We start from the raw sequence: 22,177 nt of genomic DNA on the forward strand, positions 1-22,177 counted from the left end.
GCGAACAGCATGAAGATCAAGAAGGGTGACCTGGTCCAGGTCATCACCGGCAAGGACAAGGGCAAGCAGGGCAAGGTCATCCAGGCCATCCCCGCCGAGAACAAGGTCCTGGTCGAGGGTGTCAACCGGGTCAAGAAGCACACCAAGCCGGGCCCGGGCACCCAGGGTGGCATTGTCACCGTCGAGGCCCCCGTGCACGTCTCCAACGTCCAGCTGGTCGTGGAGAAGGACGGCAAGAAGGTCGTCACCCGCGTTGGCTACCGCTTCGACGACGAGGGCAACAAGATCCGCGTTGCCAAGCGAACCGGTGAGGACATCTGATGTCTGAGACGACTGTTGAGAAGGTGGCCCCCCGTCTCAAGGAGCGTTACAACTCCGAGATCAAGGGCCAGCTGCACGAGGAGTTCTCGTACGAGAACGTCATGCTGATCCCCGGCCTGGTCAAGGTCGTGGTCAACATGGGTGTCGGCGAGGCAGCCCGTGACAGCAAGCTGATCGAGGGCGCGATCAAGGACCTGACCGCGATCACCGGCCAGAAGCCGGCCGTGACCAAGGCCCGCAAGTCCATCGCGCAGTTCAAGCTGCGCGAGGGTCAGCCGATCGGCGCCCACGTCACCCTCCGTGGTGACCGCATGTGGGAGTTCGTGGACCGTCTGGTGTCGCTGGCTCTGCCGCGTATCCGTGACTTCCGCGGCCTCTCGCCCAAGCAGTTCGACGGCCGTGGAAACTACACCTTCGGTCTGACCGAGCAGGTCATGTTCCACGAGATCGACCAGGACAAGGTCGACCGTCAGCGCGGTATGGACATCACCGTCGTGACCACCGCTCAGACCGACGATGAGGGCCGGGCGCTCCTGCGCGCTCTGGGCTTCCCGTTCAAGGAGGCGTGAGCCATGGCGAAGAAGGCCCTGATCGCAAAGGCCGAGCGTAAGCCGAAGTTCGGCGTCCGGGGTTACACCCGGTGCCAGCGCTGCGGTCGCCCGCACTCGGTGTACCGCAAGTTCGGCCTGTGCCGTGTCTGCCTCCGTGAGATGGCACACCGCGGCGAGCTGCCGGGCGTGACCAAGAGCTCCTGGTAGTCCAGGCGCCCACGGCACACCACCGATGAGCAGCGTGCCCGGCCCCCGCACTTTTGGGCTTCCGTTCGGAATCCCGTAAGGTGGTGGGGTCGGGCCCCTGCCGCGGCATCTCCATGGATGCTCGCGGCTCTCTAGTGAGGGCTCACACCCATGTCTTACTACGTCGCAGGTCCCCTGCGTTTGTGCCCCTTCCGCACTCCCCGTGAGTGCGGCAGGGGGACCTGGCGCGGAGAAACCACGGCGGGAGAGGCCTGAGGCCACCATGACCATGACCGACCCCATCGCAGACATGCTCACTCGTCTGCGTAACGCCAACTCGGCGTACCACGACTCCGTCGTGATGCCGTCGAGCAAGATCAAGGCGCACGTCGCCGAGATCCTGCAGCAGGAGGGTTACATCTCCTCCTACCAGGTTGCCGACCCCACCGAGGGCGAGGTCGGCAAGAAGCTGACCATCGAGCTCAAGTTCGGTCCCAACCGTGAGCGTTCCATCGCCGGCATCAAGCGCATCAGCAAGCCGGGTCTGCGTGTGTACGCAAAGTCCACCAACCTGCCGAAGGTTCTCGGCGGCCTGGGCGTGGCGATCATCTCCACGTCCTCCGGCCTCCTGACCGACAAGCAGGCCGCCAAGAAGGGCGTAGGCGGAGAAGTTCTCGCCTACGTCTGGTAATTCGGGAAACGGAGGTACAGCAATGTCGCGCATTGGACGGCTGCCCATCCCGGTTCCCGCCGGCGTGGACGTCACCATCGAGGGCCAGGCGGTCTCGGTGAAGGGCCCCAAGGGCTCGCTCACCCATGTCGTCGCCGCGCCGATCGAGATCGGCAAGGGCGAGGACGGCAAGCTGATCGTCTCGCGTCCGAACGACGAGCGTCAGTCGAAGGCCCTTCACGGCCTGAGCCGCACGCTGGTGGCGAACATGATCACCGGCGTGACCGCGGGCTACCGCAAGTCGCTCGAGATCAGCGGTGTTGGTTACCGTGTCGCGGCGAAGGGCTCCGACATGGAGTTCTCGCTCGGCTACAGCCACCCGATCCTCGTCGAGGCCCCGGAGGGCATCTCCTTCGTCGTCGAGACGCCCACCAAGTTCCACGTGGACGGCATCGACAAGCAGAAGGTCGGCGAGGTCGCTGCCAAGATCCGCAAGCTTCGCAAGCCCGACCCGTACAAGGCCAAGGGCGTCAAGTACGCGGGCGAGGTCATCCGCCGCAAGGTCGGAAAGAGTGGTAAGTAAGCGATGAGCGTCTCTGTCAAGATCGGCAAGGGCAACGCCTACAAGAACGCCGCCCGCAAGCGTCGCGCCATCCGCGTGCGCAAGCGCGTCGTCGGCACCGAGGTGCGTCCGCGCCTCGTCGTGACGCGTTCGAACCGTCACATGGTCGCCCAGGTCATCGACGACGCCAAGGGTTACACCCTGGCGTCGGCGTCCACCCTCGATGTGTCCATCCGTGGCGCCGAGGGCGACAAGACCGAGCTGGCCAAGAAGGTCGGGAGCCTGGTCGCCGAGCGCGCCAAGGCCGCCGGCATCGAAGCGGTCGTCTTCGACCGCGCGGGCAACCGGTACGCCGGCCGCATCGCCGCTCTGGCGGACGCGGCCCGTGAGGCCGGGCTCGACTTCTAAGCCGCTCGTCGGCTCTGTCGACGGACGTAAACGAGAGAGGTAATTCCAATGGCTGGACCCCAGCGCCGCGGTAGCGGCGCCGGCGGTGGCACCGGCGGCGAGCGGCGCGACCGTAAGCGTGACGACCGGGGCAACGCCCCCGCCGTCGAGAAGACTGCTTACGTCGAGCGTGTCGTCGCGATCAACCGTGTCGCCAAGGTAGTCAAGGGTGGTCGTCGTTTCAGCTTCACCGCGCTGGTCGTGGTGGGCGACGGTGACGGCACCGTGGGTGTCGGTTACGGCAAGGCGAAGGAGGTTCCGGCCGCCATCGCCAAGGGTGTTGAGGAGGCCAAGAAGAGCTTCTTCAAGGTCCCCCGTATCCAGGGCACCATCCCGCACCCCATCCAGGGCGAGAAGGCGGCCGGCGTCGTGCTGCTGAAGCCGGCGTCCCCCGGTACCGGCGTCATCGCCGGTGGCCCGGTGCGTGCCGTCCTCGAGTGCGCCGGCGTCCACGACATCCTGTCGAAGTCGCTCGGCTCGGACAACGCGATCAACATCGTGCACGCCACGGTGGCCGCTCTGAAGGGCCTCGTGCGCCCCGAGGAGATCGCTGCCCGTCGTGGCCTGCCGCTGGAGGACGTGGCTCCCGCCGCCCTGCTGCGGGCCCGCGCGGCTGGGGTGAGCTCCTGATGGCTCGCCTCAAGGTCACGCAGACCAAGTCCTACATCGGTAGCAAGCAGAACCACCGTGACACCCTGCGTTCGCTCGGCCTCAAGCGGCTGAACGACACCGTGGTGAAGGAGGACCGCCCGGAGATCCGCGGCATGGTCCAGACCGTTCGTCACCTCGTCACGGTCGAGGAGGTGGACTGACATGGCGGACTCGCCGATCAAGATCCACAACCTGCGGCCCGCCCCCGGCGCCAAGACCGAGAAGACCCGTGTGGGTCGCGGTGAGGGTTCCAAGGGTAAGACCGCCGGTCGTGGTACCAAGGGCACCAAGGCCCGTTACCAGGTTCCGCAGCGCTTCGAGGGTGGCCAGATGCCCCTCCACATGCGCCTGCCGAAGCTGAAGGGCTTCAAGAACCCGGCCCACAAGCAGTTCCAGGTCGTGAACCTGGACAAGCTGGCCGAGCTCTACCCGAACGGTGGCGAGGTCACCGTGGTCGACCTGATCGCGAAGGGCGCCGTTCGCAAGAACGAGCTCGTCAAGGTCCTCGGCCAGGGCGACATCACCGTGGCGCTGCAGGTGACGGTCGACGCCGTCTCCGGCTCCGCCGCCGAGAAGATCACCGCCGCAGGCGGTTCCGTCACCGAGCTTCTCTGAACTCGTTGACCCCAGCGGGCCCGCACCTCTTCCGGGAGGTGCGGGCCTGCTGCCTTTCCGGCGGCTCCGCCGAAACTGACGTGTGCTCAACACCGGCCAAAACCGGGCATCCCGGCTCGCGGTCGGGGGATGGCGCCCTGACGCGCTTCTCCAGCGTCGCCGCACACTGTTAGAGTCCGTGGAGTTCCCTTGTACGCTGCGGCACAGGCATGTCTGTGCAGGCGCACGGGAGCCGAGAAGGACCCACCCCCCCATCAGGACCGACCCTCCCGCCGACGACGTGCGGGAGGCGCAGGAGGCACCGTGCTCAGTGCGTTCGCGCGGGCGTTCCAGACGCCCGACCTGCGCAAGAAGCTGCTGTTCACGCTGGGCATCATGGTGCTGTTCCGGCTGGGCGCACACGTTCCCATTCCGGGCGTGAACTTCGTGGCCGTCAACCAGTGTCTCAAGGACACCTCGTCCAACAGCCTGTTCGGCCTGGTCAACCTGTTCAGCGGCAACGCGCTGCTGCAGCTGACGATCTTCGCGCTCGGCATCATGCCGTACATCACGGCCAGCATCATCCTCCAGCTCCTCACGGTCGTGATCCCGCGACTCGAGGCGCTGAAGAAGGAGGGCCAGGCCGGTACCGCGAAGATCACCCAGTACACCCGTTACCTGACCATCGCGCTCGCCGTGCTCCAGGGCACCGGCATCGTCGCGACGGCCTCCAGCGGCGCGCTGTTCTCGGGTTGCTCCGTGGCCGGCGATGTCGTGCCGGACACCGGCGTCTTCCGGGTGGCCACCATGGTCATCACGATGACCGCCGGCACCACGGTGATCATGTGGCTCGGCGAGCTCATCACCGACCGCGGCATCGGCAACGGCATGTCCATCCTGATCTTCACCTCCATCGCGGCCGGCTTCCCCGGCTCGATGTGGGCGATCAAGCAGTCCGGCACCATCGGCGGCGGCTGGGTCGAGTTCTTCAGCGTCATCGCGATCGGCATCGTGGTCGTCTGCCTCGTCATCTTCGTCGAGCAGGCCCAGCGCCGGATCCCGGTCCAGTACGCGAAGCGGATGATCGGGCGCCGCGCCTTCGGCGGCACCTCGACCTACATCCCGCTGAAGGTCAACCAGGCGGGTGTGATCCCGGTCATCTTCGCCTCGTCGCTCCTCTACATCCCGGCCCTGCTGGTGCAGCTCACCAACAGCGACTCCGGCTGGGCGAGCTGGATCCAGAAGAACTTCGTCAAGGGCGACCACCCGGTCTACATGGCGACCTACTTCGTCCTCATCGTCTTCTTCGCCTTCTTCTACGTGGCCATCTCCTTCAACCCCGAAGAAGTTGCCGACAATATGAAGAAGTATGGTGGGTTCATCCCGGGCATCCGGGCCGGCCGACCGACGGCCGAGTACCTGAACTACGTGCTTACCCGCATCACGTGGCCGGGTTCGCTCTACCTGGGCCTGATCGCGTTGATCCCGATGATCGCCCTGGTTGCCTTCAACGCGAATCAGAACTTCCCGTTCGGCGGCACCAGCGTGCTCATCGTCGTCGGCGTCGGACTCGAAACTGTGAAGCAGATCGAGAGCCAGCTCCAGCAGCGTAATTACGAAGGGTTCCTCCGCTGATGCGTATCGTCCTCGTCGGACCTCCCGGGGCCGGGAAGGGTACTCAGGCGCACGTGCTCGCCAAGACCCTGTCCATCCCGCACATCTCCACCGGTGACCTGTTCCGCGCCAACATCAGCCAGGGCACCCCTCTGGGGCTCGAGGCCAAGGCGTACATGGACGCGGGTCGACTGGTACCGGATGAGGTCACCATCGGCATGGCCAAGGACCGCATGCTGCAGCCGGACGCCGTCAACGGCTTCCTGCTCGACGGCTTCCCGCGGAACCTCGGCCAGGCCAAGGCTCTGGACGAGATCCTCGCCGAGGAGGGCATCGCCCTCGACGGCGTTCTCGACCTGGAGGTCCCCGAGGACGAGGTCGTCAAGCGCATCGCCGGTCGCCGGCTGTGCCGCAACAACGGCAGCCACGTGTTCCACGTGGTGTACAACCAGCCCACCGCCGAAGGTGTCTGCGACGAGTGCGGCGGCGAGCTGTACCAGCGCTCCGACGACACCGAGGAGGCCGTGCGGGTCCGCCTGGAGGAGTACCACTCCAAGACGGAGCCGATCATCGGCTACTTCGAGGAGCAGGGCCTGCTGGTCACCATCTCCGCCCTCGGCAAGGTGGACGAGGTGACCGAGCGCGCGGTCTCCGCCCTGGAGCAGAACAAGAGCGCCTGAGACGGTCCGCAACGGCCGGGAAGCCCCACTCGCGGGGCGTCCCGGCCGTTGCGGCGTCGTACGGTGGTAACGAGTGCACGGCCGCCCGGCAAGGACCGGACGGCGTCCGACAGTGGAAGGCGTGACCAGATGGTGGAGATCAAGACCCCCGAGCAGATCGCGAAGATGCGGGCGGCCGGGCTGGTCGTCGCCGAAGCGCTCAAGGCCTGCCGGGAGGCGGTCGTCCCGGGCATCACCACGCAGGAGCTCAACGACATCGCGGACAAGGTCATCACCGACCACGGCGCGACCTCGAACTTCCGGGCGCACCACGGGGGCCTGTGGTTCCCCGGTGTGATCTGCGCCTCGGTGAACAACGAGATCGTCCACGGGATCCCCGGCGAGCGGGTCCTGCAGGAGGGCGACCTCATCTCGATCGACTGCGGGGCCATCCTCGACGGCTGGCACGGCGACGCGGCCATCACCGTGGGCGTGGGCGAGGTCGCGGCGGAGCACACCCTGCTCAGCCAGGTCACCGAGGGCTCCATGTGGGCCGGCATCGCCCAGATGAAGAAGAACAACCGGCTGGTCGACGTCTCCAAGGCGATCGAGGGCTTCATCCGCCGCCAGCCGCTGCCGCCCAAGGGCAAGTGGGGCATCGTGGAGGGCTACGGCGGCCACGGCATCGGCACCGCCATGCACATGGAGCCGCACGTCCTCAACTACGTCGCGGGCCGCGGCAAGGGCCCCAAGCTGATCCCCGGCACGGTGCTCGCGATCGAGCCGATGGTGACGCTCGGCACCCCGCACTCCGCCGTGCTGGAGGACGACTGGACGGTCGTCACCAACGACGGCACCTGGGCCTCGCACTGGGAGCACTCGGTGGCCGTCACCGAGCAGGGCCCGCTCGTGCTGACCGCCTTCGACGGCGGCCGCGCGGAGCTGGCCAGGTACGGCGTGGTGGCCGCGCCCGACCCGCTGGGCTGAGCCCGGCCGGCAGGACATCCGAAGGGTCTGGAGGTTTCGCTCTCCAGGCCCTTTGTCCTATTTTTATCGGCGGACGGCGCGGCCACGCGCGGCCATGTGCGGCGACGAAGGAGAAGAAGAGTGTTCAAGGGGTTCCGGGACTTCCTGATGCGCGGCAACGTCATCGACCTCGCGGTCGGTGTCGTGATCGGTGCCGCCTTCACCGGTGTGGTGACCGGCTTCGTCTCCGCCTTCCTCACCCCGCTGGTCGGTGTGGCCGTGGGCGCGGCCGGTGACTTCGGCGGCAAGAAGGCGCACCTGGGCGGGGTGGAGTTCCCGTACGGGCAGTTCCTCAACGCGATGATGGCCTTCGTGCTGACCGCCGCGGTCCTGTACTTCTGCGTGGTGCTGCCGGTGACGAAGGCCACCGCGCGGTACCTGCCGAAGAAGCCCGCCACGCCGAAGCGGCCCTGCCCGGAGTGCCTGACGGAGATCCCGCAGGCCGCCAGCCGCTGCTCGGCGTGCACCGCCCAGGTGCAGCCCCTGGCGGCCCTGCCGCTGCAGCACCGGGCGTGACCGTCCGAGCCGTTTTGGCGTCCGCTTGGGGGCTGTCGTAGACTGATGCGTCGGCTCACTCGTAGCGTGCTTCGGCACGTCCTCTTCCCGATCGGGATCCCGCAAGGGCTTTCTCCGGCAGGGGCGGGGTGGACCCAGGCTCGCACGAGCGTGCCGCATGCGGTAGCCGGCCCCGGAAGGTGGATCTCGCAGTTCATGGCAAAGAAGCAAGGCGCCATTGAGATCGAGGGCACCGTGATCGAGTCTCTTCCGAACGCCATGTTCAAGGTCGAGCTGCAGAACGGTCACAAGGTCCTCGCGCACATCAGCGGAAAGATGCGGATGCACTACATCCGTATCCTCCCGGACGACCGGGTCGTGGTGGAGCTCAGCCCCTATGACCTGACGCGTGGCCGGATCGTTTACCGCTACAAGTAAAGACCCGTCAGATCGAGACCCGGAGAACCTGAACGATGAAGGTCAAGCCGAGCGTCAAGAAGATCTGCGACAAGTGCAAGGTGATCCGCCGTCACGGCCGGGTCATGGTGATCTGCGACAACCTGCGCCACAAGCAGCGCCAGGGCTGACGCTCTCCAGCATTTCTCGTAGTACTTCGCGCGACGCGCAACAACGTCATACGCGGGCTGCCCGATCCGTCCCTCGCGGGACGGACTGCCACCCCCGGTCAGAGGCCGGGGCTCCCTCGCCGAGAGGCGACGGAGTAGGCGGCACGCAAGACCTCTGAAAAATCACAGGAGCCATGAATGGCACGCCTTGCCGGCGTTGATCTCCCCCGCGAGAAGCGGATTGAGATCGCCCTCACGTACGTGTACGGCATCGGTCGCACCCGCGCCGAGCAGACTCTCGCCGAGACCGGAGTGAACCCGGACGTCCGCGTCCGCGAGATCACCGAGGAAGACCTCGTCAAGCTGCAGAAGTACATCGACGCCAACTTCGAGGTGGAGGGCGACCTCCGCCGCTCCGTGGCCGGCGACATCCGCCGCAAGGTCGAGATCGGCTGCTACGAGGGTCTGCGTCACCGTCGTGGCCTTCCGGTGCGCGGCCAGCGCACCCACACCAACGCGCGTACCCGCAAGGGCCCGCGTCGCGCGATCGCCGGCAAGAAGAAGCCGGGCAAGAAGTAGTCCGTCCCGTCACCGGACATCCCTCCGGCCCGCGGGTTAGCGGACCGACCACCTCAGTAGGAGAACAGACTTATGCCCCCCAAGGGTCGTCAGGCTGCCGGCGCGAAGAAGATCCGCCGCAAGGAGAAGAAGAACGTCGCCCACGGGCACGCTCACATCAAGAGCACGTTCAACAACACCATCGTTTCGATCACGGACCCCGCGGGCAACGTGATCTCCTGGGCCTCTGCCGGCCACGTCGGCTTCAAGGGCTCGCGCAAGTCCACCCCGTTCGCCGCGCAGATGGCCGCCGAGTCCGCCGCGCGTCGTGCGCAGGAGCACGGCATGCGCAAGGTCGACGTCTTCGTGAAGGGTCCGGGCTCCGGCCGCGAGACCGCGATCCGCTCGCTCCAGGCCACCGGCCTGGAGGTCGGCTCGATCCAGGACGTCACCCCCACCCCGCACAACGGCTGCCGTCCGCCGAAGCGCCGCCGCGTCTGACGCGGTGCCTTCGGGCACGCGGGTGATGTAAACCTCGTACGGGGTCCTGCTTCGCGCGGGACCCCGTACGCTTGGTCCTGTCGGCATCAAATAGTGGGTGCCGAAGACAACTGGAGGAACACCTCTCATGCTGATCGCTCAGCGCCCCTCGCTGACCGAAGAGGTCGTCGACGAATTCCGCTCCCGGTTCGTGATCGAGCCCCTGGAGCCCGGCTTCGGCTACACCCTCGGCAACTCGCTCCGCCGCACGCTCCTCTCCTCGATCCCCGGTGCCGCTGTCACCAGCATCCGGGTCGACGGTGTCCTGCACGAGTTCACCACCGTGCCGGGCGTCAAGGAGGACGTCACCGACCTCATCCTCAACATCAAGCAGCTGGTCGTCTCCTCGGAGCACGACGAGCCGGTCGTGATGTACCTGCGCAAGCAGGGTCCGGGTGTGGTCACCGCCGCCGACATCGCGCCCCCGGCCGGTGTCGAGGTGCACAACCCCGAGCTCGTCCTCGCCACGCTCAACGGCAAGGGCAAGCTGGAGATGGAGCTGACCGTCGAGCGCGGTCGCGGCTACGTCTCCGCCGTGCAGAACAAGGCCTCCGGCCAGGAGATCGGCCGCATCCCGGTCGACTCGATCTACAGCCCCGTGCTGAAGGTCACCTACAAGGTCGAGGCGACCCGAGTCGAGCAGCGGACCGACTTCGACAAGCTCATCGTCGACGTCGAGACCAAGCCCGCCATGCGCCCCCGTGACGCCATGGCCTCGGCCGGCAAGACCCTGGTGGAGCTGTTCGGTCTCGCCCGCGAGCTGAACATCGACGCCGAGGGCATCGACATGGGCCCGTCCCCGACGGACGCCGCCCTGGCTGCCGATCTGGCGCTGCCGATCGAGGAGCTGGAGCTCACCGTTCGGTCGTACAACTGCCTCAAGCGCGAGGGCATCCACACCGTGGGTGAGCTCGTCGCCCGCTCCGAGGCCGACCTGCTCGACATCCGCAACTTCGGTGCGAAGTCGATCGACGAGGTCAAGGCGAAGCTGGCCGGCATGGGCCTGGCCCTCAAGGACAGCCCGCCCGGGTTCGACCCGACCGCCGCCGCCGACGCCTTCGGCGCCGACGACCTGGACGACCAGGGCTACGCGGAGACCGAGCAGTACTAAGAGTTTGGAGCCGGGGGCGGTCCTCGCGGATCGCCCCCGCTTCGATGCCAAGCCGTCCGGGCACAGTGCCCGGACGCCCGCTGCGGTACCTGATACGGCCGTAGTCGGAGATCCAAGGAGTCATCCATGCCGCGTCCCACCAAGGGTGCCCGCCTCGGCGGCGGCCCGCACCACGAGCCGCTGCTGCTCGCCGGTCTGTGCCGGGAGCTGTTCCAGTACGGCCGCATCACCACGACCGAGGCGAAGGCCCGTCGGATGCGCCCGCTGGCCGAGAAGCTGATCACCAAGGCGAAGAAGGGCGACATCCACAACCGTCGCCTCGTTCGCAAGACGATCACCGACGTCTCCGTGCTGCACACCCTCTTCACCGAGATCGCGCCGCGCTACGAGAACCGTCCCGGTGGCTACACCCGCATCACCAAGATCGGCGGCCGTCGCGGCGACAACGCGCCGATGGCCGTGATCGAGCTGGTCGAGGGCGAGATCGCCACCAAGGCGACCGTCGCCGAGGCCGAGGCCGCCGCCAAGCGCGCGGTCAAGGAGTCCGACGCCAAGGCCGAGGAGGCCAAGGTCGAGGAGACCAAGGCCGACGAGGCCGAGGCCGCGGAGACCACCGAGGCCTGACACCCGCAGGTGTCACACCCGGGCCCGCCCTCCCCATCCGTGGGGAGGGCGGGCCCGAGCAGTTCCCGCAGGCCGTTCCTCCCGGCCGCCGACCTCCCGGCCGCCGCCGGCCGTCCCCCCAGGAGCAGATGTGGTCAACGACTGTGCCGAGCCGGCCCCCGTCAAGGACGGACCGGCCGACGGGTACCGCCGGATCAGGTTCGACCTGGCCTACCACGGTGCCGAGTTCTCCGGCTGGGCCCGCCAGCGCGGTCGGCGCACCGTGCAGGAGGAGATCGAGAGCGCCCTGCAGATCGTCACCCGCAGCGCCCTCCCGTTCGCGCTGACCGTCGCCGGCCGCACCGACGCCGGCGTGCACGCCCGCGGCCAGGTCGCCCACGTCGACCTCCCCGAGGACCTCTGGGCCGAGCACGGCGAGAAGCTGCTGCGCCGCCTCGCCGGCCGGCTGCCGGCCGACGTCCGGATCCACCGGATCTCCGAGGCCCCGCACGGCTTCGACGCGCGCTTCGCCGCCGTCTGGCGCCGCTACGCCTACCGGGTCGCCGACCAGCCCGGCGGCGTCGACCCGCTGCTGCGCGGCCACGTGCTCTGGCACGACCGCCCGCTCGACGTCGACCTGATGAACGAGGCCGCCCGGCTCCTGCTCGGCGAGCACGACTTCGCCGCGTACTGCAAGAAGCGCGAGGGCGCCACCACCATCCGCACCCTGCTCGAACTCCGCTGGGACCGGGTGCCCGTCGACCCGTACGCCGCCCAGGAGGGCACGCTGGCCGTCGCCACCGTGCGCGCCGACGCCTTCTGCCACAACATGGTGCGCTCGCTCGTCGGCGCCATGCTGCTGGTCGGCGACGGCCACCGCCCGCCGGAGTTCCCCGGCGAGGTGCTGGCCGGACGGGTGCGCAACTCCGCCGTCAACGTCGTCCGCCCGTACGGGCTGACGCTGGAGGAGGTCGGCTACCCCGCCGACGACCTCCTCGCCGAGCGCAACCGGGCCTCCCGCCGGATGCGCACCCTGCCCGGCCAGGACTGACGCCCGGCCGGAGCGGGCACCCGATAACGGTTTGGGATCCGGGCCGCCCGCTTGGCACAATCCGGGCCATGGGACACGTCGAGATTTCACACCTTGAGTACTACCTGCCCGACGGGCGGGTGCTGTTCGACGACGCGTCCTTCCGGGTCGGCGAGGGCGCCGCCGTCGCGCTGGTCGGCGCGAACGGCGCCGGCAAGACCACGCTGCTGCGCATGATCGCCGGGGACGTCCAGCCGCACGGCGGCACCGTCACCGTCACCGGCGGACTCGGCGTGATGCGCCAGTTCGTCGGCACGACCGGCCGTGAGGACACCCGCGACACCCCGGGCGCCCTGCCCGCCGACGCCTCCGTCCGCGACCTGCTGGTCTCCGTCGCCCCCGCCCGGATCGCCGTCGCCGCCCGCGCGGTCGACGCCGCCGAGCTCGCCATGCTCGCGCAGGACGACGAGAAGACCCAGATGCGGTACGCCCAGGCGCTCTCCGACTGGGCCGACGCCGACGGCTACGACTACGAGACCACCTGGGACGTCTGCACCACGGCAGCGCTCGGGATGCCCTTCGACCGGGCGCAGTTCCGCGGCCTCAACACCCTCTCCGGCGGCGAGCAGAAGCGCCTCGTCCTGGAGGCGCTGCTGCGCGGCCCCGAGGAGGTGCTCCTGCTCGACGAGCCGGACAACTACCTCGACGTGCCGGGCAAGCGCTGGCTGGAGGAGGCGATCAAGGCCACCAACAAGACCGTGCTCTACATCTCGCACGACCGCGAGCTGCTCTCCCGCACCGCCGAGAAGATCATCAGCGTCGAGACCGGCGCCGCCGGCTCCAGCGTCTGGGTGCACGGCGGCGGCTTCGACTCCTTCCACGACGCCCGCCGCGCCCGCTTCGAGCGCTTCGAGGAACTGCGCCGCCGCTGGGACGAGGAACACGCCAAGCTCAAGAAGCTCGTCGTCAACCTCCGCCAGGCCGCCGCGGTCAGCCACGAGATGGCCTCCCGCTACGCCGCCTCCCAGACCCGGCTGAAGAAGTTCGAGGACGCCGGCCCGCCCGAGGCGCCGCCGCGCGAGCAGTCCATCACCATGCGGCTCAAGGGCGGCCGCACCGGCGTCCGCGCCTTCACCATGGAGAAGCTGGAGCTCAGCGGCCTCATGAAGCCCTTCGACCTGGAGGTCTTCTACGGCGAGCGGATCGGCGTGCTCGGCTCCAACGGCTCCGGAAAGTCGCACTTCCTGCGGCTGCTGGCCGGCGACGGCACCGTGAAGCACGGCGGCAGCTGGAAGCTCGGCGCCCGCGTGGTGCCCGGGCACTTCCGGCAGACCCACGCCCACCCCGAGCTGATGGGCCGCACCGTCCGCTCGATCGTCGAGGAGGAGCACGCGCTCAGCCGCGGCGCGGCGATGGGCGCGCTGCGCCGCTACGAGCTGGACCGCCAGGAGGAGCAGAAGTTCGAGTCGCTCTCCGGCGGCCAGCAGGCCCGGCTGATGATCCTCAAGCTGGAGCTCTCCGGTGTCACGGCGCTGCTGCTGGACGAGCCGACGGACAACCTGGACCTGGAGAGCGCCGAGGCGTTGCAGCAGGGACTGGAGGCCTTCGACGGCACCGTGCTGTGCGTGACGCACGACCGGTGGTTCGCCCGGACCTTCGACCGCTTCCTGGTCTTCGGCTCCGACGGGCGCGTGTACGAGTCGCCGGAACCGGTCTGGGACGAGACGCGCGTCGTGCGTGACCGCTGAGCGTTTTTGACCCTTCGGGGGACGCCCGGTAGGCTGGGCGCTTGTTGTGCGTATTGGCTCGCTCCATCTCACGTGAGAGGTCGGTACGCCGGAGACTGCCCGGTCGATGACCAGCGGCTCGCCCCTGAATTGCGTCCAGGGGTGACCAGGCTGATCACGTCGGCCAGGTGCTCCTGTCAGGACCCACTCACTGAAAAGCGAAGGCTACGACCGTGCGTACGTACAGCCCCAAGCCCGGCGACGTCCAGCGTCAGTGGCACGTCATCGACGCGTCCGACGTCGTGCTCGGCCGCCTGGCCTCCCAGGCCGCCAACCTCCTCCGGGGCAAGCACAAGGCGATCTACGCGCCGCACGTTGACACTGGTGACTTCGTCATCATCATCAACGCCGACAAGGTGCACCTCTCGGGTAACAAGAAGACCCAGAAGCTGGCCTACCGCCACAGCGGCTTCCCGGGCGGTCTCCGCTCGGTCCGCTACGACGACCTCCTCGCGAAGAACCCGGAGAAGGCCGTCGAGAAGGCCATCAAGGGCATGATCCCCAAGAACAGCCTGGGCCGTCAGATGCTCTCGAAGCTGAAGGTCTACTCGGGCGACCAGCACCCGCACGCTGCGCAGCAGCCGGTGCCGTTCGAGATCACCCAGGTCGCGCAGTAATTTCGGCCACCCCACCACATCACTGATTTACAGCAGGAGCTGAGGAACACCGTGGCCGAGACTGCCATCGAGAACACCCTCGAGGTCGAGTTCGACGAGAACGAGAACGTCGAAGAGTACACCTCGGAGACCGAGTACACCTCCGAGTCCCTGGCCGGCCGCTTCGGCGAGGCCATCCCCGGCGCCGGCCTCGGCCGCCGCAAGGAGGCGATCGCCCGCGTGCGCATCGTCCCGGGCACCGGCAAGTGGAAGATCAACGGTCGCACCCTGGAGAACTACTTCCCCAACAAGGTGCACCAGCAGACCGTCAACGAGCCGTTCAAGCTCCTCGAGCTCGACGGCCGCTACGACGTCGTGGCCCGCATCGCGGGTGGCGGCACCTCCGGTCAGGCCTACGCGCTGCGCCTCGGCGTGGCCCGCGCCCTGAACGAGGCCGACGTGGACAACAACCGCGCCGCCCTCAAGAAGGCCGGCTTCCTGACCCGTGACTCGCGCGCCGTCGAGCGCAAGAAGGCCGGTCTCAAGAAGGCCCGCAAGGCGCCGCAGTACAGCAAGCGCTAATTGCACCCCGGGGGTGCGTACCGCTCCGGTGGTGCGCATCCCGGTGCAACCCGTACGCCCCGGAGTACCTCGTGTACTCCGGGGCGTCGTGCTCTCCCGCCCGGTGCGGACGGCGGGACGGCGATGAACATCGAGCAGGGCGACATTGAGGACGGAACAGTGGGACGACTCTTCGGTACGGACGGGGTACGCGGTGTGGCCAACGAGGGCCTGACCGCCGAACTGGCCCTCGGCCTGTCGGTCGCCGCGGCGCATGTGCTCGGTGACGCCGGAGCCTTCGACGGGCACCGGCCGGTCGCCGTGGTGGGCCGCGACCCGAGGGCCTCCGGAGAGTTCCTGGAGGCCGCGGTCATCGCAGGCCTGGCCAGTGCCGGCGTCGACGTCCTGCGGGTCGGCGTGCTGCCCACCCCGGCCGTCGCCTACCTCACCGGCGCCCTCGGCGCCGACTTCGGCGTGATGCTCTCCGCCAGCCACAACGCGATGCCCGACAACGGCATCAAGTTCCTCGCGCGCGGCGGCCACAAGCTCGACGACGCCATCGAGGACGCCATCGAGGAGCACTACCACCGCTACGGCGTCGGCACCGACGAGGACTGGAAGCGCCCCACCGGCGCCGCCGTCGGCCGCGTCCGCCAGTACACCGAGGGCTTCGACAAGTACGTCGCCCACCTCGTCGCCGTCCTCCCCAACCGGCTCGACGGCGTGCGCGTCGTCATCGACGGTGCGCACGGCGCCGCCGCCCGGGTCGCCCCCGAGGCCTTCGCCCGCGCGGGCGCCGAGGTCGTCTACACCCTGGGCGCCGAGCCGAACGGCCTCAACATCAACGACGGCGTCGGCTCCACCCACCTCGACAAGCTGCGCACCGCCATGCGCGAGCACCGCGCCGACCTCGGCATCGCCCTCGACGGCGACGCCGACCGGTGCCTGGCCGCCGACGCCGACGGCAACGAGGTCGACGGCGACCAGATCATCGCCGTCCTCGCCCTCGCGATGAAGGAGGCCGGCACGCTCCGCGGCAACACCGCCGTCGCCACCGTGATGTCGAACCTGGGCTTCAAGCTGGCGATGGAGCGCGAGGGCATCGACCTCGTGCAGACCGCCGTCGGCGACCGGTACGTGCTGGAGGCGATGAAGCAGCACGGCTTCGCCCTCGGCGGCGAGCAGTCCGGCCACGTCATCCTGCTCGACCACGCCACCACCGGCGACGGCACCCTGACGGGTCTGATGCTGGGTGCCCGCCTCGCCGCGACCAAGCAGCCGCTCGCGGACCTCGCCGCCGTGATGACCCGGCTGCCGCAGGTGCTCGTCAACGTCAAGGGCGTCGACCGCACCCGGGTCGCCAGCTGTGTCGAGCTCAACGCCGCCGTCGCCGCCGCGGAGGCCGAACTCGGCGCCACCGGACGGGTGTTGCTGCGCCCGTCGGGTACCGAGCCGCTCGTCCGCGTCATGGTCGAGGCCGCCGACGAGGTCCAGGCCCGCGATGTCGCGGACCGCCTCGCCGAGGCCGTCCGCACGTACCTGGGCTGAGCTGTCGGGGGATCCCGTCGACGCGGTGATCCCCCGACCTGCCGTCAGTGGACTTCTGCGGACTTCTTCTTCACCGGTATCCAGACCTGGTAGAAGCCGTCGCCGTAGCTGTTGTGGTACGGCAGGCTGACCAGCAGGCGGTAGGTGCCCTCCACGCGGAGCTGCTGGGTCAGCTTGTCGTCCAGCGGCCTGGTGACGGTGCGGTCGAAGACGATGACGTCGAAGTACCGGTCCTTCAGGGCGGCGCGGAACCCGGCCTCCCCGGTGAGGATCTTCTTCTCCTGGGTGCGGTAGCTGATCGTGTAGGTCGACGTCCACTGCTCGAACGCGACGTCGTCCCGCAGGTAGTAGCGGGGCGCGGAGTTGGCCTCGACGAGGTAGTGCCCGTCGGGCACGAGCTGCTTGCGCATGGTGCTGACCAGCGCCTCGGAGTTCGGCCAGGCGTGGTACAGGTCGGCCGACTGGACCATGCCGAGGACCAGCATGGCCACCCACGCCAGGATGCCGAGCTGCGGGTGGCGGAAGTGCGAGCCGACGATGCGGGTGATGCCGATCGCTGCCATCGGAGCGGCGAACAGCAGGCCGTACCCGATGTGCTTGTGCAGCGAGACCGGCTCCCGCAGGTAGATCTGGTAGACCGGCGCCAGCAGGGCGGTGCCGGTCAGCAGCAGGCCGATGAGGGCCCGCCAGAGCCTGCGCGGCACGCGGACGGTGACGAGGAGCGGCGCCTCGTTCATGCGGCCCTTCCAGGCGTACAGCAGGCTGCCGGTGACCGCGAGGGCGAAGAGCAGGCCGCCCCACTCGGCGCAGTCGCGCAGCATGTCCACAGGCACGCCGTGGCCCGCAGCCCGCTCCGTGGTGGTGCTGCGGAGGCCTTCCAGGACGTTGGAGCCGCTGAGCCTGAGCGCGCCGTAGGTGGCACCGACCGCGACGCCCGGGATGAGGAACAGCCGCGACAGCGACCACCACGCGTGGTAGGGCACGGCAGCGAGGACGGCGAGGAGGACGACGGCCGGGGCGTACATCAGGGCGGCGTACTTCACCGCGGTGGCCAGGAGCAGGACCGGCGGGATGGTGAGGGCGCAGAGCCAGGCGCGGTTCCGGGCGGTTCGGACCGCCAGCCACGCCGCGAGGGCCGTCAGGCAGAGGGCCATGGCGTCGTACGTGGCCAGCGCGCCGAGGAAGAGCGTGGACTGGGTCACCGCGAAGCAGGCGGCGGCGACGAGGCCGACCCGCTCGTTGAAGAGCCGCCGCGCCAGCATGTACAGCAGCGTGGTGGTGGCGAGCATGAAGACGAGCGACAGGGCCCGTGCCCCGGCGAGGCCGAGCAGGTTGTCGACGGCGGCCGCCAACGGCGGGTAGAGCAGCGGCGATCCGGAGAAGTAGGCCGCGAAGGAGGCCGGGGGTGGGGGCCCTCCGTGCAGGTGGTCGAGCTGCAGGTGACCGGCGTAGAGGTAGAGCGCCTCGTCCTCGAAGGCGCTGTTGCCCAGCCGGAGCGTGAGCAGGCTCTGGGCGATGAGGATGCCGACCAGCAGCGCCCTGCTGAGCCACGCGCGGCGGCTGCTCGGCAGCGGGTCCCAGCCGACGTCCGGCACGGGGGGGAGCACGTACCCCGGATCCGGTTTCTGCTTCGCGTCGTGCGTCTGCTCGGGCTCCCGGAACATCTGCTGGTCGTCGAACCAGCTGAAGGAGTGGTCCTGGGGCGACTCGGATGCCTGGCCGGGGATGAAGGTGTCTCGCTGATGTGTCATCAGGGATTTCTCGGGTCGAAACCGTAGGCCGCGTCGGCGGCCCTGAGCTTGAACTGGGTGAGAGTGGTCGGGGCCTTCTCCAGGCGCCAGTCTGCCCGCTTGGTGATGTTGAACCAGATGAATCCGACGATGTCGTCGTGCTTCTCCACACCGGAGAAGAGTTCGTCGACGAAGGCGGGGGCCCTCTTGCCGGGTTCGGCCGCCGTCTCGCTGATCACGAGCGGCTTGGCGCTGAAGGTGCGGATCTGGGTCATGGTGGGGCCGTACAGCCCCTCGAAGGTGCGGTCGCAGCACTGGGTCCAGTAGCCGACCATGCCGACCCAGTCCACGTACCCGTCACCCGGGTAGTAGGGCTTCAACGGGACCTTGGGAACGGGGTTGACGATGTTCGGGCTCCACACCCAGATCACGTTGCTCGCGCCGCGGTCCTGGAAGATGTCGTGGATCCGCCGCCACGCCTTGACGAAGTCCTCGGGGCTGTTGGACTTGGTGCCCCAGTCGTACCAGTGGCCGTTCATCTCGTGCGCGAAGCTGATGGCGACCGGGACCTTCGCCTTCTGGACCGCCGAGGCGAAGCCCTTGACGTAGGCGTCCGAGGAGCCGCCGGCGATGTCGGCGAGGGGCGTCTTGAAGGGTTCCCAGGCGATGTACGGGAGGGCGCCGTTCTGCCAGCTCAGCCGACTGCCCGCGGCGTCGAACTGGTCGCCCCAGGCAGCGTAGTTCTCGATGATGTTGGGCTGTTTGCCCACCATCGCCGTGTACGACGTCACCGGGTCCATGGAGGCCGGGGCGCCGTCGAGCGCCACGCCGAGGTACTTCTTCGACGGCTGAAGGAGGGGGGTGATGTCCACCCCGTCCTGCGGCTTGCCCGCGGCGGGCGCCTCCTGGACGGCCCCCGCGTCGAGGGCGTCGCCGGGGCTGCCTGCGGACGCCGGACGGTCGCAGCCCGCGAGTGCGGTGAGGGCCACCGCCAGGACGAGGCCCGCGGCCTTCGCTCGGAGCGACGGGAGCAGGCTCATGTGACCTTCTCGCTTCGGGGTTGGATGAGGGTGCGGCCGACGACCAGCGCGTAGAAGAGGCCGGAGGCCAGGACGACGGCGAAGTCCGGCGGGTACAGCGTGGCCATCCGCCAGACCGAGAGCCCGACCCACAGCGCGGCCGTCCCGCCGCCCCAGGCCCAGAGGCCGATCCAGAGCCGGCGGGTCTTGTTCTTCTTCGCGCCGGTGGATCCGGTGGGCTGCCAGGCCATCCGCTTGCGGCGCACGATGTCCCAGATCGCGAAGAAGTGGGCCCAGCCGTACATCATGCGGCAGGACCACGCCTCCAGCCGGTAGGGGACCTTGTGCCACATGGGGAAGATCATGGTGGTGTAGAGCAGGCTGGGCAGGATCAGCCACAGTCGGTCGACGAGGAACGTCTCCGGGAGCCAGAGCAGCAGTGACAGCGGGATGACGGGTGCCAGGAAGATGAACAGCGCCGTGTGGATGTAGTAGAAGAAGCCGGACATGTAGCAGAGCCGGCTGCTCCAGCGCAGCTTCGTGTCCCAGAACTTCTTGCTGCCGAGCAGGCTCATCGAGCCGGAGCACCAGCGGTACTGCTGGTTGTAGAAGGCGCCGGCGGTGTCCGGGCAGACCCCGGTGGCGAGTGCGAGCGGCACGTACTTGAGGTTCCAGCCCAGCCGGCGGAGGTCGAACCCGGTGTGGACGTCCTCGGAGTGCTCGATGAGTGTCGTGCCGCCGTTGTCGTCGAGCGCGGCCCTGCGGTAGACGGCACAGCTGCCCACGCAGATGGCGCCGTCCCGGCTCTGCCGGGAGACCTGGACGGACCGGTAGAAGAGCTCCTGCACGGCTCCGGCGCCGCGCTCGATCCAGTTCTGGGAGTCGAGCACCCGGAAGTACTGCGGGGACTGCACGATGCCCAGCCGCGGATCGGCGGCCATGTGCGGGAGCAGTTCCTGCAGGAGGTCGGCGCGCGGGGTGAAGTCCGCGTCCAGGACGAGGATGAACTCACCGTCGGAGTTCGCGAACCCGTAGTGCAGGTTGCCGGCCTTCTTGAACCAGCCGCGGTCGGGTCGGGTGCCGTAGCGGAAACCGAAATCGGCTGCCATGGCGGCGAGTTCCGGACTGTCGGAGTCGTCGAGCACGTACGGCCGGCAGATGCCCGGGTACTGGTCGGCGAGGATGCGGACGTGTGACCAGGTGTTGTGCAGCACCTCGATGGGTTCGCCGCACACCGGGAGGAACACGTCGACGCTGGGGTAGGTGTCCGGGCGCCAGGTACGGACGAGTCTGCGGTGACCCTTCGCGTCGAAATCACCGGTGAATCCGGTCACCCGCAGCGAGATGAGGTAGTAGACGATGGTGAACGCGAGGAACGGTGCGTACGCCCAGAGCCAGGGGGTGGCCGCCACCAGGCCGACCTGGCTGACGGTCAGGCAGGAGAAGCTGATGAGGGATGCGGCCGAGAGCACCCAGAGGTGCCGCTTGGCGTAGGAGTGCTTCTCGAGGTCGTCCGGAGGCCGTGGCAGGAGTCCCAGCTGTGGAGCGGCGGTCTCGGACCTGCGCCTCCGTCCGCGGGCGGGTGCTGAGCGACGCCCGGTGCCGTGCGCGGAATCGGTACTGCTGGACAAGATTTCCCCCAGGCCCGGTGGTGTGACCGTCCGGGCGGATCTGCCGGTTGTCGTGCGGACGAAGTGACCCGGGGATTTTATAGGACGCCAACGGTGGCCCTTGAAGGCCCGTGTGACGGTTGAATCACGAAGGCCGGTGCCCGCGGATCCCGAACCGGGGCAAAGGGGGGCAGCGGGCGGGCAGGGCGGCTCGGCCGGGGGGAAATGCCCTAGCATTCCGCCACATGAGCGATGGGACGGGTGCACCGCAGACGCCGAACACTCCAGGGGGACAGCCGCCGCAGTCGTTCGGCGTCCCGCAGCAGGGGGGGAACCAGCCGGGAGCCGGCTCGCCCCCGCCCTTCCAGCAGCCCCAGTGGCCGCCGGTGCACCACATGCTCCCCCAACCCGCCGAGCCCGACTGGCAGCTGCTGGCGCAGCAGCACGAGGCGCGGGCGAAGCGCCGGCGGCTCCTCATCGGTGTCGGCGTCGGCGCAGGCGTCCTCGTCCTGGGGGGCGGTGCCGTCGCCACGGCCCTGCTGACCCGGGGCGGTGACCCGGAGCCGAGCTCGACGGCGTCCGCGAGCGCCTCGCCCGGCAAGGGCTCCAAGGGGCCCGGAGGCGCTTCGCCCGCACCTGCGTCCAGCGCGCCGCTCAAGCCGGCCGTGTCCGCCAGCGAGTTGTTCGGCAAGGCCGCTTTCGACCTGGGCGGCCACAACTACGTCCGGAAGACCGTCACCACCGACATCCCGTGCTGGAAGGCGTCGGCCTTCGGCCTCGGGGACGTGTTGACCGCGAACAACTGCTCCCAGGTCATGCGGGCCACCTACTTCTCGGGCAGCACGGCGATCACCGTGGGCGTGGCCGTCTTCAAGAGCGAGGCCGAGGCGCGCAAGACCGAGAGCGCCTTCAAGGGGCAGGTCCAGTCGCTGGACGGCAAGGACGGCGTCAACAAGTTCTGCCGCAACGTGGCCTGCCCGACGACGCATGCCGTCACCGGCCGCTACGTCTACCTCACGGTGGCGGGACCGCTCAACGGGTCGGCCGGGGACCAGAACCCGATTGCGCGGACTGCGGGGCAGGAGCTGGCAACGTACTTCGGCGAAGCCCTCGCCAAGGACGCCGGCGCCGACAAGGGCTGA

Annotated in this window: 28 protein-coding genes; 25 read left to right on the plus strand and 3 right to left on the minus strand. The window is 68.7% G+C overall.

The genetic code is table 11. From position 1 onward, the window contains the following. Positions 1-9 precede the first annotated feature (9 nt). The 24 genes from rplX to glmM all read left to right on the plus strand — a co-directional run bounded on the left by rplX (position 10) and on the right by glmM (position 16,676). Positions 10-321, plus strand: a complete 312-nt coding sequence (gene rplX, locus OG335_RS22325) for a 50S ribosomal protein L24 (protein WP_345286354.1) — start codon at positions 10-12, stop codon at positions 319-321. Beyond that, positions 321-890 (plus strand): 50S ribosomal protein L5, encoded by a 570-nt coding sequence (rplE, locus tag OG335_RS22330; protein WP_405012893.1) that lies wholly within the window; start codon positions 321-323, stop codon positions 888-890. Before rplX ends, rplE begins: the two co-directional genes overlap by 1 nt. A gap of 3 nt (positions 891-893) precedes the next feature. Continuing rightward, positions 894-1,079 carry a type Z 30S ribosomal protein S14 gene (locus tag OG335_RS22335; RefSeq protein WP_037575347.1) on the plus strand — a complete coding sequence of 62 codons (186 nt, stop codon included), beginning with the start codon at positions 894-896 and terminating at the stop codon, positions 1,077-1,079. A 262-nt stretch (positions 1,080-1,341) separates the two neighbouring features. Further along, entirely contained in the window at positions 1,342-1,749 is a 408-nt protein-coding gene (gene rpsH, locus OG335_RS22340; protein WP_405012894.1) for a 30S ribosomal protein S8, read from the plus strand. 22 nt (positions 1,750-1,771) lie between these two features. Further along, positions 1,772-2,311 (plus strand): 50S ribosomal protein L6, encoded by a 540-nt coding sequence (gene rplF, locus OG335_RS22345; RefSeq protein WP_405012895.1) that lies wholly within the window; start codon positions 1,772-1,774, stop codon positions 2,309-2,311. A 3-nt stretch (positions 2,312-2,314) separates the two neighbouring features. After that, positions 2,315-2,698 (plus strand): 50S ribosomal protein L18, encoded by a 384-nt coding sequence (gene rplR, locus OG335_RS22350; protein ID WP_405012896.1) that lies wholly within the window; start codon positions 2,315-2,317, stop codon positions 2,696-2,698. 48 nt (positions 2,699-2,746) lie between these two features. Continuing rightward, complete coding sequence (gene rpsE / locus OG335_RS22355; protein WP_405012897.1) at positions 2,747-3,367, plus strand: 30S ribosomal protein S5; 621 nt, start codon at positions 2,747-2,749, stop codon at positions 3,365-3,367. Then, complete coding sequence (rpmD, locus tag OG335_RS22360) at positions 3,367-3,549, plus strand: 50S ribosomal protein L30 (RefSeq protein WP_057231310.1); 183 nt, start codon at positions 3,367-3,369, stop codon at positions 3,547-3,549. Before rpsE ends, rpmD begins: the two co-directional genes overlap by 1 nt. A gap of 1 nt (position 3,550) precedes the next feature. Further along, a complete protein-coding gene (rplO, locus tag OG335_RS22365; RefSeq protein ID WP_405012898.1) occupies positions 3,551-4,003 on the plus strand; it encodes a 50S ribosomal protein L15 in 453 nt (150 codons plus the stop codon). A 303-nt stretch (positions 4,004-4,306) separates the two neighbouring features. Then, complete coding sequence (gene secY, locus OG335_RS22370) at positions 4,307-5,617, plus strand: preprotein translocase subunit SecY (RefSeq protein ID WP_405012899.1); 1,311 nt, start codon at positions 4,307-4,309, stop codon at positions 5,615-5,617. Then, positions 5,617-6,276 carry an adenylate kinase gene (locus OG335_RS22375; protein ID WP_405012900.1) on the plus strand — a complete coding sequence of 220 codons (660 nt, stop codon included), beginning with the start codon at positions 5,617-5,619 and terminating at the stop codon, positions 6,274-6,276. Before secY ends, OG335_RS22375 begins: the two co-directional genes overlap by 1 nt. 129 nt (positions 6,277-6,405) lie before the next feature. Continuing rightward, the gene (gene map, locus OG335_RS22380) at positions 6,406-7,242 is read left to right on the plus strand and encodes a type I methionyl aminopeptidase (RefSeq protein ID WP_405012901.1); all 837 of its coding nucleotides are present in this window, start codon (positions 6,406-6,408) and stop codon (positions 7,240-7,242) included. Positions 7,243-7,362: 120 nt separating this feature from the next. Continuing rightward, positions 7,363-7,797 (plus strand): large conductance mechanosensitive channel protein MscL, encoded by a 435-nt coding sequence (gene mscL / locus OG335_RS22385; protein WP_405012902.1) that lies wholly within the window; start codon positions 7,363-7,365, stop codon positions 7,795-7,797. A 195-nt stretch (positions 7,798-7,992) separates the two neighbouring features. Further along, positions 7,993-8,214, plus strand: coding sequence for a translation initiation factor IF-1 (gene infA / locus OG335_RS22390; protein ID WP_003956442.1), 222 nt, complete (start codon positions 7,993-7,995; stop codon positions 8,212-8,214). 35 nt (positions 8,215-8,249) lie between these two features. Further along, positions 8,250-8,363, plus strand: coding sequence for a 50S ribosomal protein L36 (rpmJ, locus tag OG335_RS22395; protein ID WP_003956441.1), 114 nt, complete (start codon positions 8,250-8,252; stop codon positions 8,361-8,363). A 177-nt stretch (positions 8,364-8,540) separates the two neighbouring features. Then, positions 8,541-8,921 carry a 30S ribosomal protein S13 gene (rpsM, locus tag OG335_RS22400; protein WP_405012903.1) on the plus strand — a complete coding sequence of 127 codons (381 nt, stop codon included), beginning with the start codon at positions 8,541-8,543 and terminating at the stop codon, positions 8,919-8,921. Between the two features lie 72 nt (positions 8,922-8,993). Beyond that, a complete protein-coding gene (gene rpsK / locus OG335_RS22405) occupies positions 8,994-9,401 on the plus strand; it encodes a 30S ribosomal protein S11 (protein ID WP_253797211.1) in 408 nt (135 codons plus the stop codon). Between the two features lie 127 nt (positions 9,402-9,528). After that, on the plus strand, positions 9,529-10,551 hold the full coding sequence (locus tag OG335_RS22410) for a DNA-directed RNA polymerase subunit alpha (RefSeq protein WP_100889786.1): 1,023 nt from the start codon (positions 9,529-9,531) through the stop codon (positions 10,549-10,551). Between the two features lie 126 nt (positions 10,552-10,677). After that, on the plus strand, positions 10,678-11,175 hold the full coding sequence (rplQ, locus tag OG335_RS22415) for a 50S ribosomal protein L17 (RefSeq protein ID WP_405012904.1): 498 nt from the start codon (positions 10,678-10,680) through the stop codon (positions 11,173-11,175). A 130-nt stretch (positions 11,176-11,305) separates the two neighbouring features. Further along, complete coding sequence (gene truA / locus OG335_RS22420; protein WP_405012905.1) at positions 11,306-12,205, plus strand: tRNA pseudouridine(38-40) synthase TruA; 900 nt, start codon at positions 11,306-11,308, stop codon at positions 12,203-12,205. A gap of 68 nt (positions 12,206-12,273) precedes the next feature. After that, positions 12,274-13,932 (plus strand): ABC-F family ATP-binding cassette domain-containing protein, encoded by a 1,659-nt coding sequence (locus OG335_RS22425; RefSeq protein WP_405012906.1) that lies wholly within the window; start codon positions 12,274-12,276, stop codon positions 13,930-13,932. A 212-nt stretch (positions 13,933-14,144) separates the two neighbouring features. Then, positions 14,145-14,588 carry a 50S ribosomal protein L13 gene (rplM, locus tag OG335_RS22430; protein ID WP_405012907.1) on the plus strand — a complete coding sequence of 148 codons (444 nt, stop codon included), beginning with the start codon at positions 14,145-14,147 and terminating at the stop codon, positions 14,586-14,588. A gap of 51 nt (positions 14,589-14,639) precedes the next feature. Beyond that, on the plus strand, positions 14,640-15,149 hold the full coding sequence (gene rpsI / locus OG335_RS22435) for a 30S ribosomal protein S9 (protein ID WP_405012908.1): 510 nt from the start codon (positions 14,640-14,642) through the stop codon (positions 15,147-15,149). Positions 15,150-15,308: 159 nt separating this feature from the next. Then, entirely contained in the window at positions 15,309-16,676 is a 1,368-nt protein-coding gene (gene glmM, locus OG335_RS22440; protein WP_405015485.1) for a phosphoglucosamine mutase, read from the plus strand. 44 nt (positions 16,677-16,720) lie between these two features. On the opposite strand, the gene OG335_RS22445 is transcribed toward glmM, so the two are convergent. From OG335_RS22445 to OG335_RS22455, 3 genes are read right to left on the minus strand one after another with little or no spacing between them, the layout of a single operon-like run. Then, positions 16,721-18,427, minus strand: a complete 1,707-nt coding sequence (locus OG335_RS22445; RefSeq protein WP_405012909.1) for an ArnT family glycosyltransferase — start codon at positions 18,425-18,427, stop codon at positions 16,721-16,723. Then, the gene (locus OG335_RS22450) at positions 18,427-19,446 is read right to left on the minus strand and encodes a glycoside hydrolase family 26 protein (RefSeq protein WP_405012910.1); all 1,020 of its coding nucleotides are present in this window, start codon (positions 19,444-19,446) and stop codon (positions 18,427-18,429) included. The genes OG335_RS22445 and OG335_RS22450 overlap by 1 nt, the downstream gene beginning before the upstream one ends. Beyond that, positions 19,443-20,897, minus strand: a complete 1,455-nt coding sequence (locus tag OG335_RS22455; protein ID WP_405012911.1) for a glycosyltransferase family 2 protein — start codon at positions 20,895-20,897, stop codon at positions 19,443-19,445. The genes OG335_RS22450 and OG335_RS22455 overlap by 4 nt, the downstream gene beginning before the upstream one ends. Positions 20,898-21,430: 533 nt before the next feature. On the opposite strand from OG335_RS22455, the gene OG335_RS22460 reads away from it, so the two are divergent. Beyond that, entirely contained in the window at positions 21,431-22,177 is a 747-nt protein-coding gene (locus tag OG335_RS22460) for a hypothetical protein (RefSeq protein WP_405012912.1), read from the plus strand.

The organism is Kitasatospora sp. NBC_01539 (genome assembly GCF_045040525.1).
In the GTDB taxonomy this organism is placed as follows: Bacteria; Actinomycetota; Actinomycetes; order Streptomycetales; family Streptomycetaceae; genus Kitasatospora.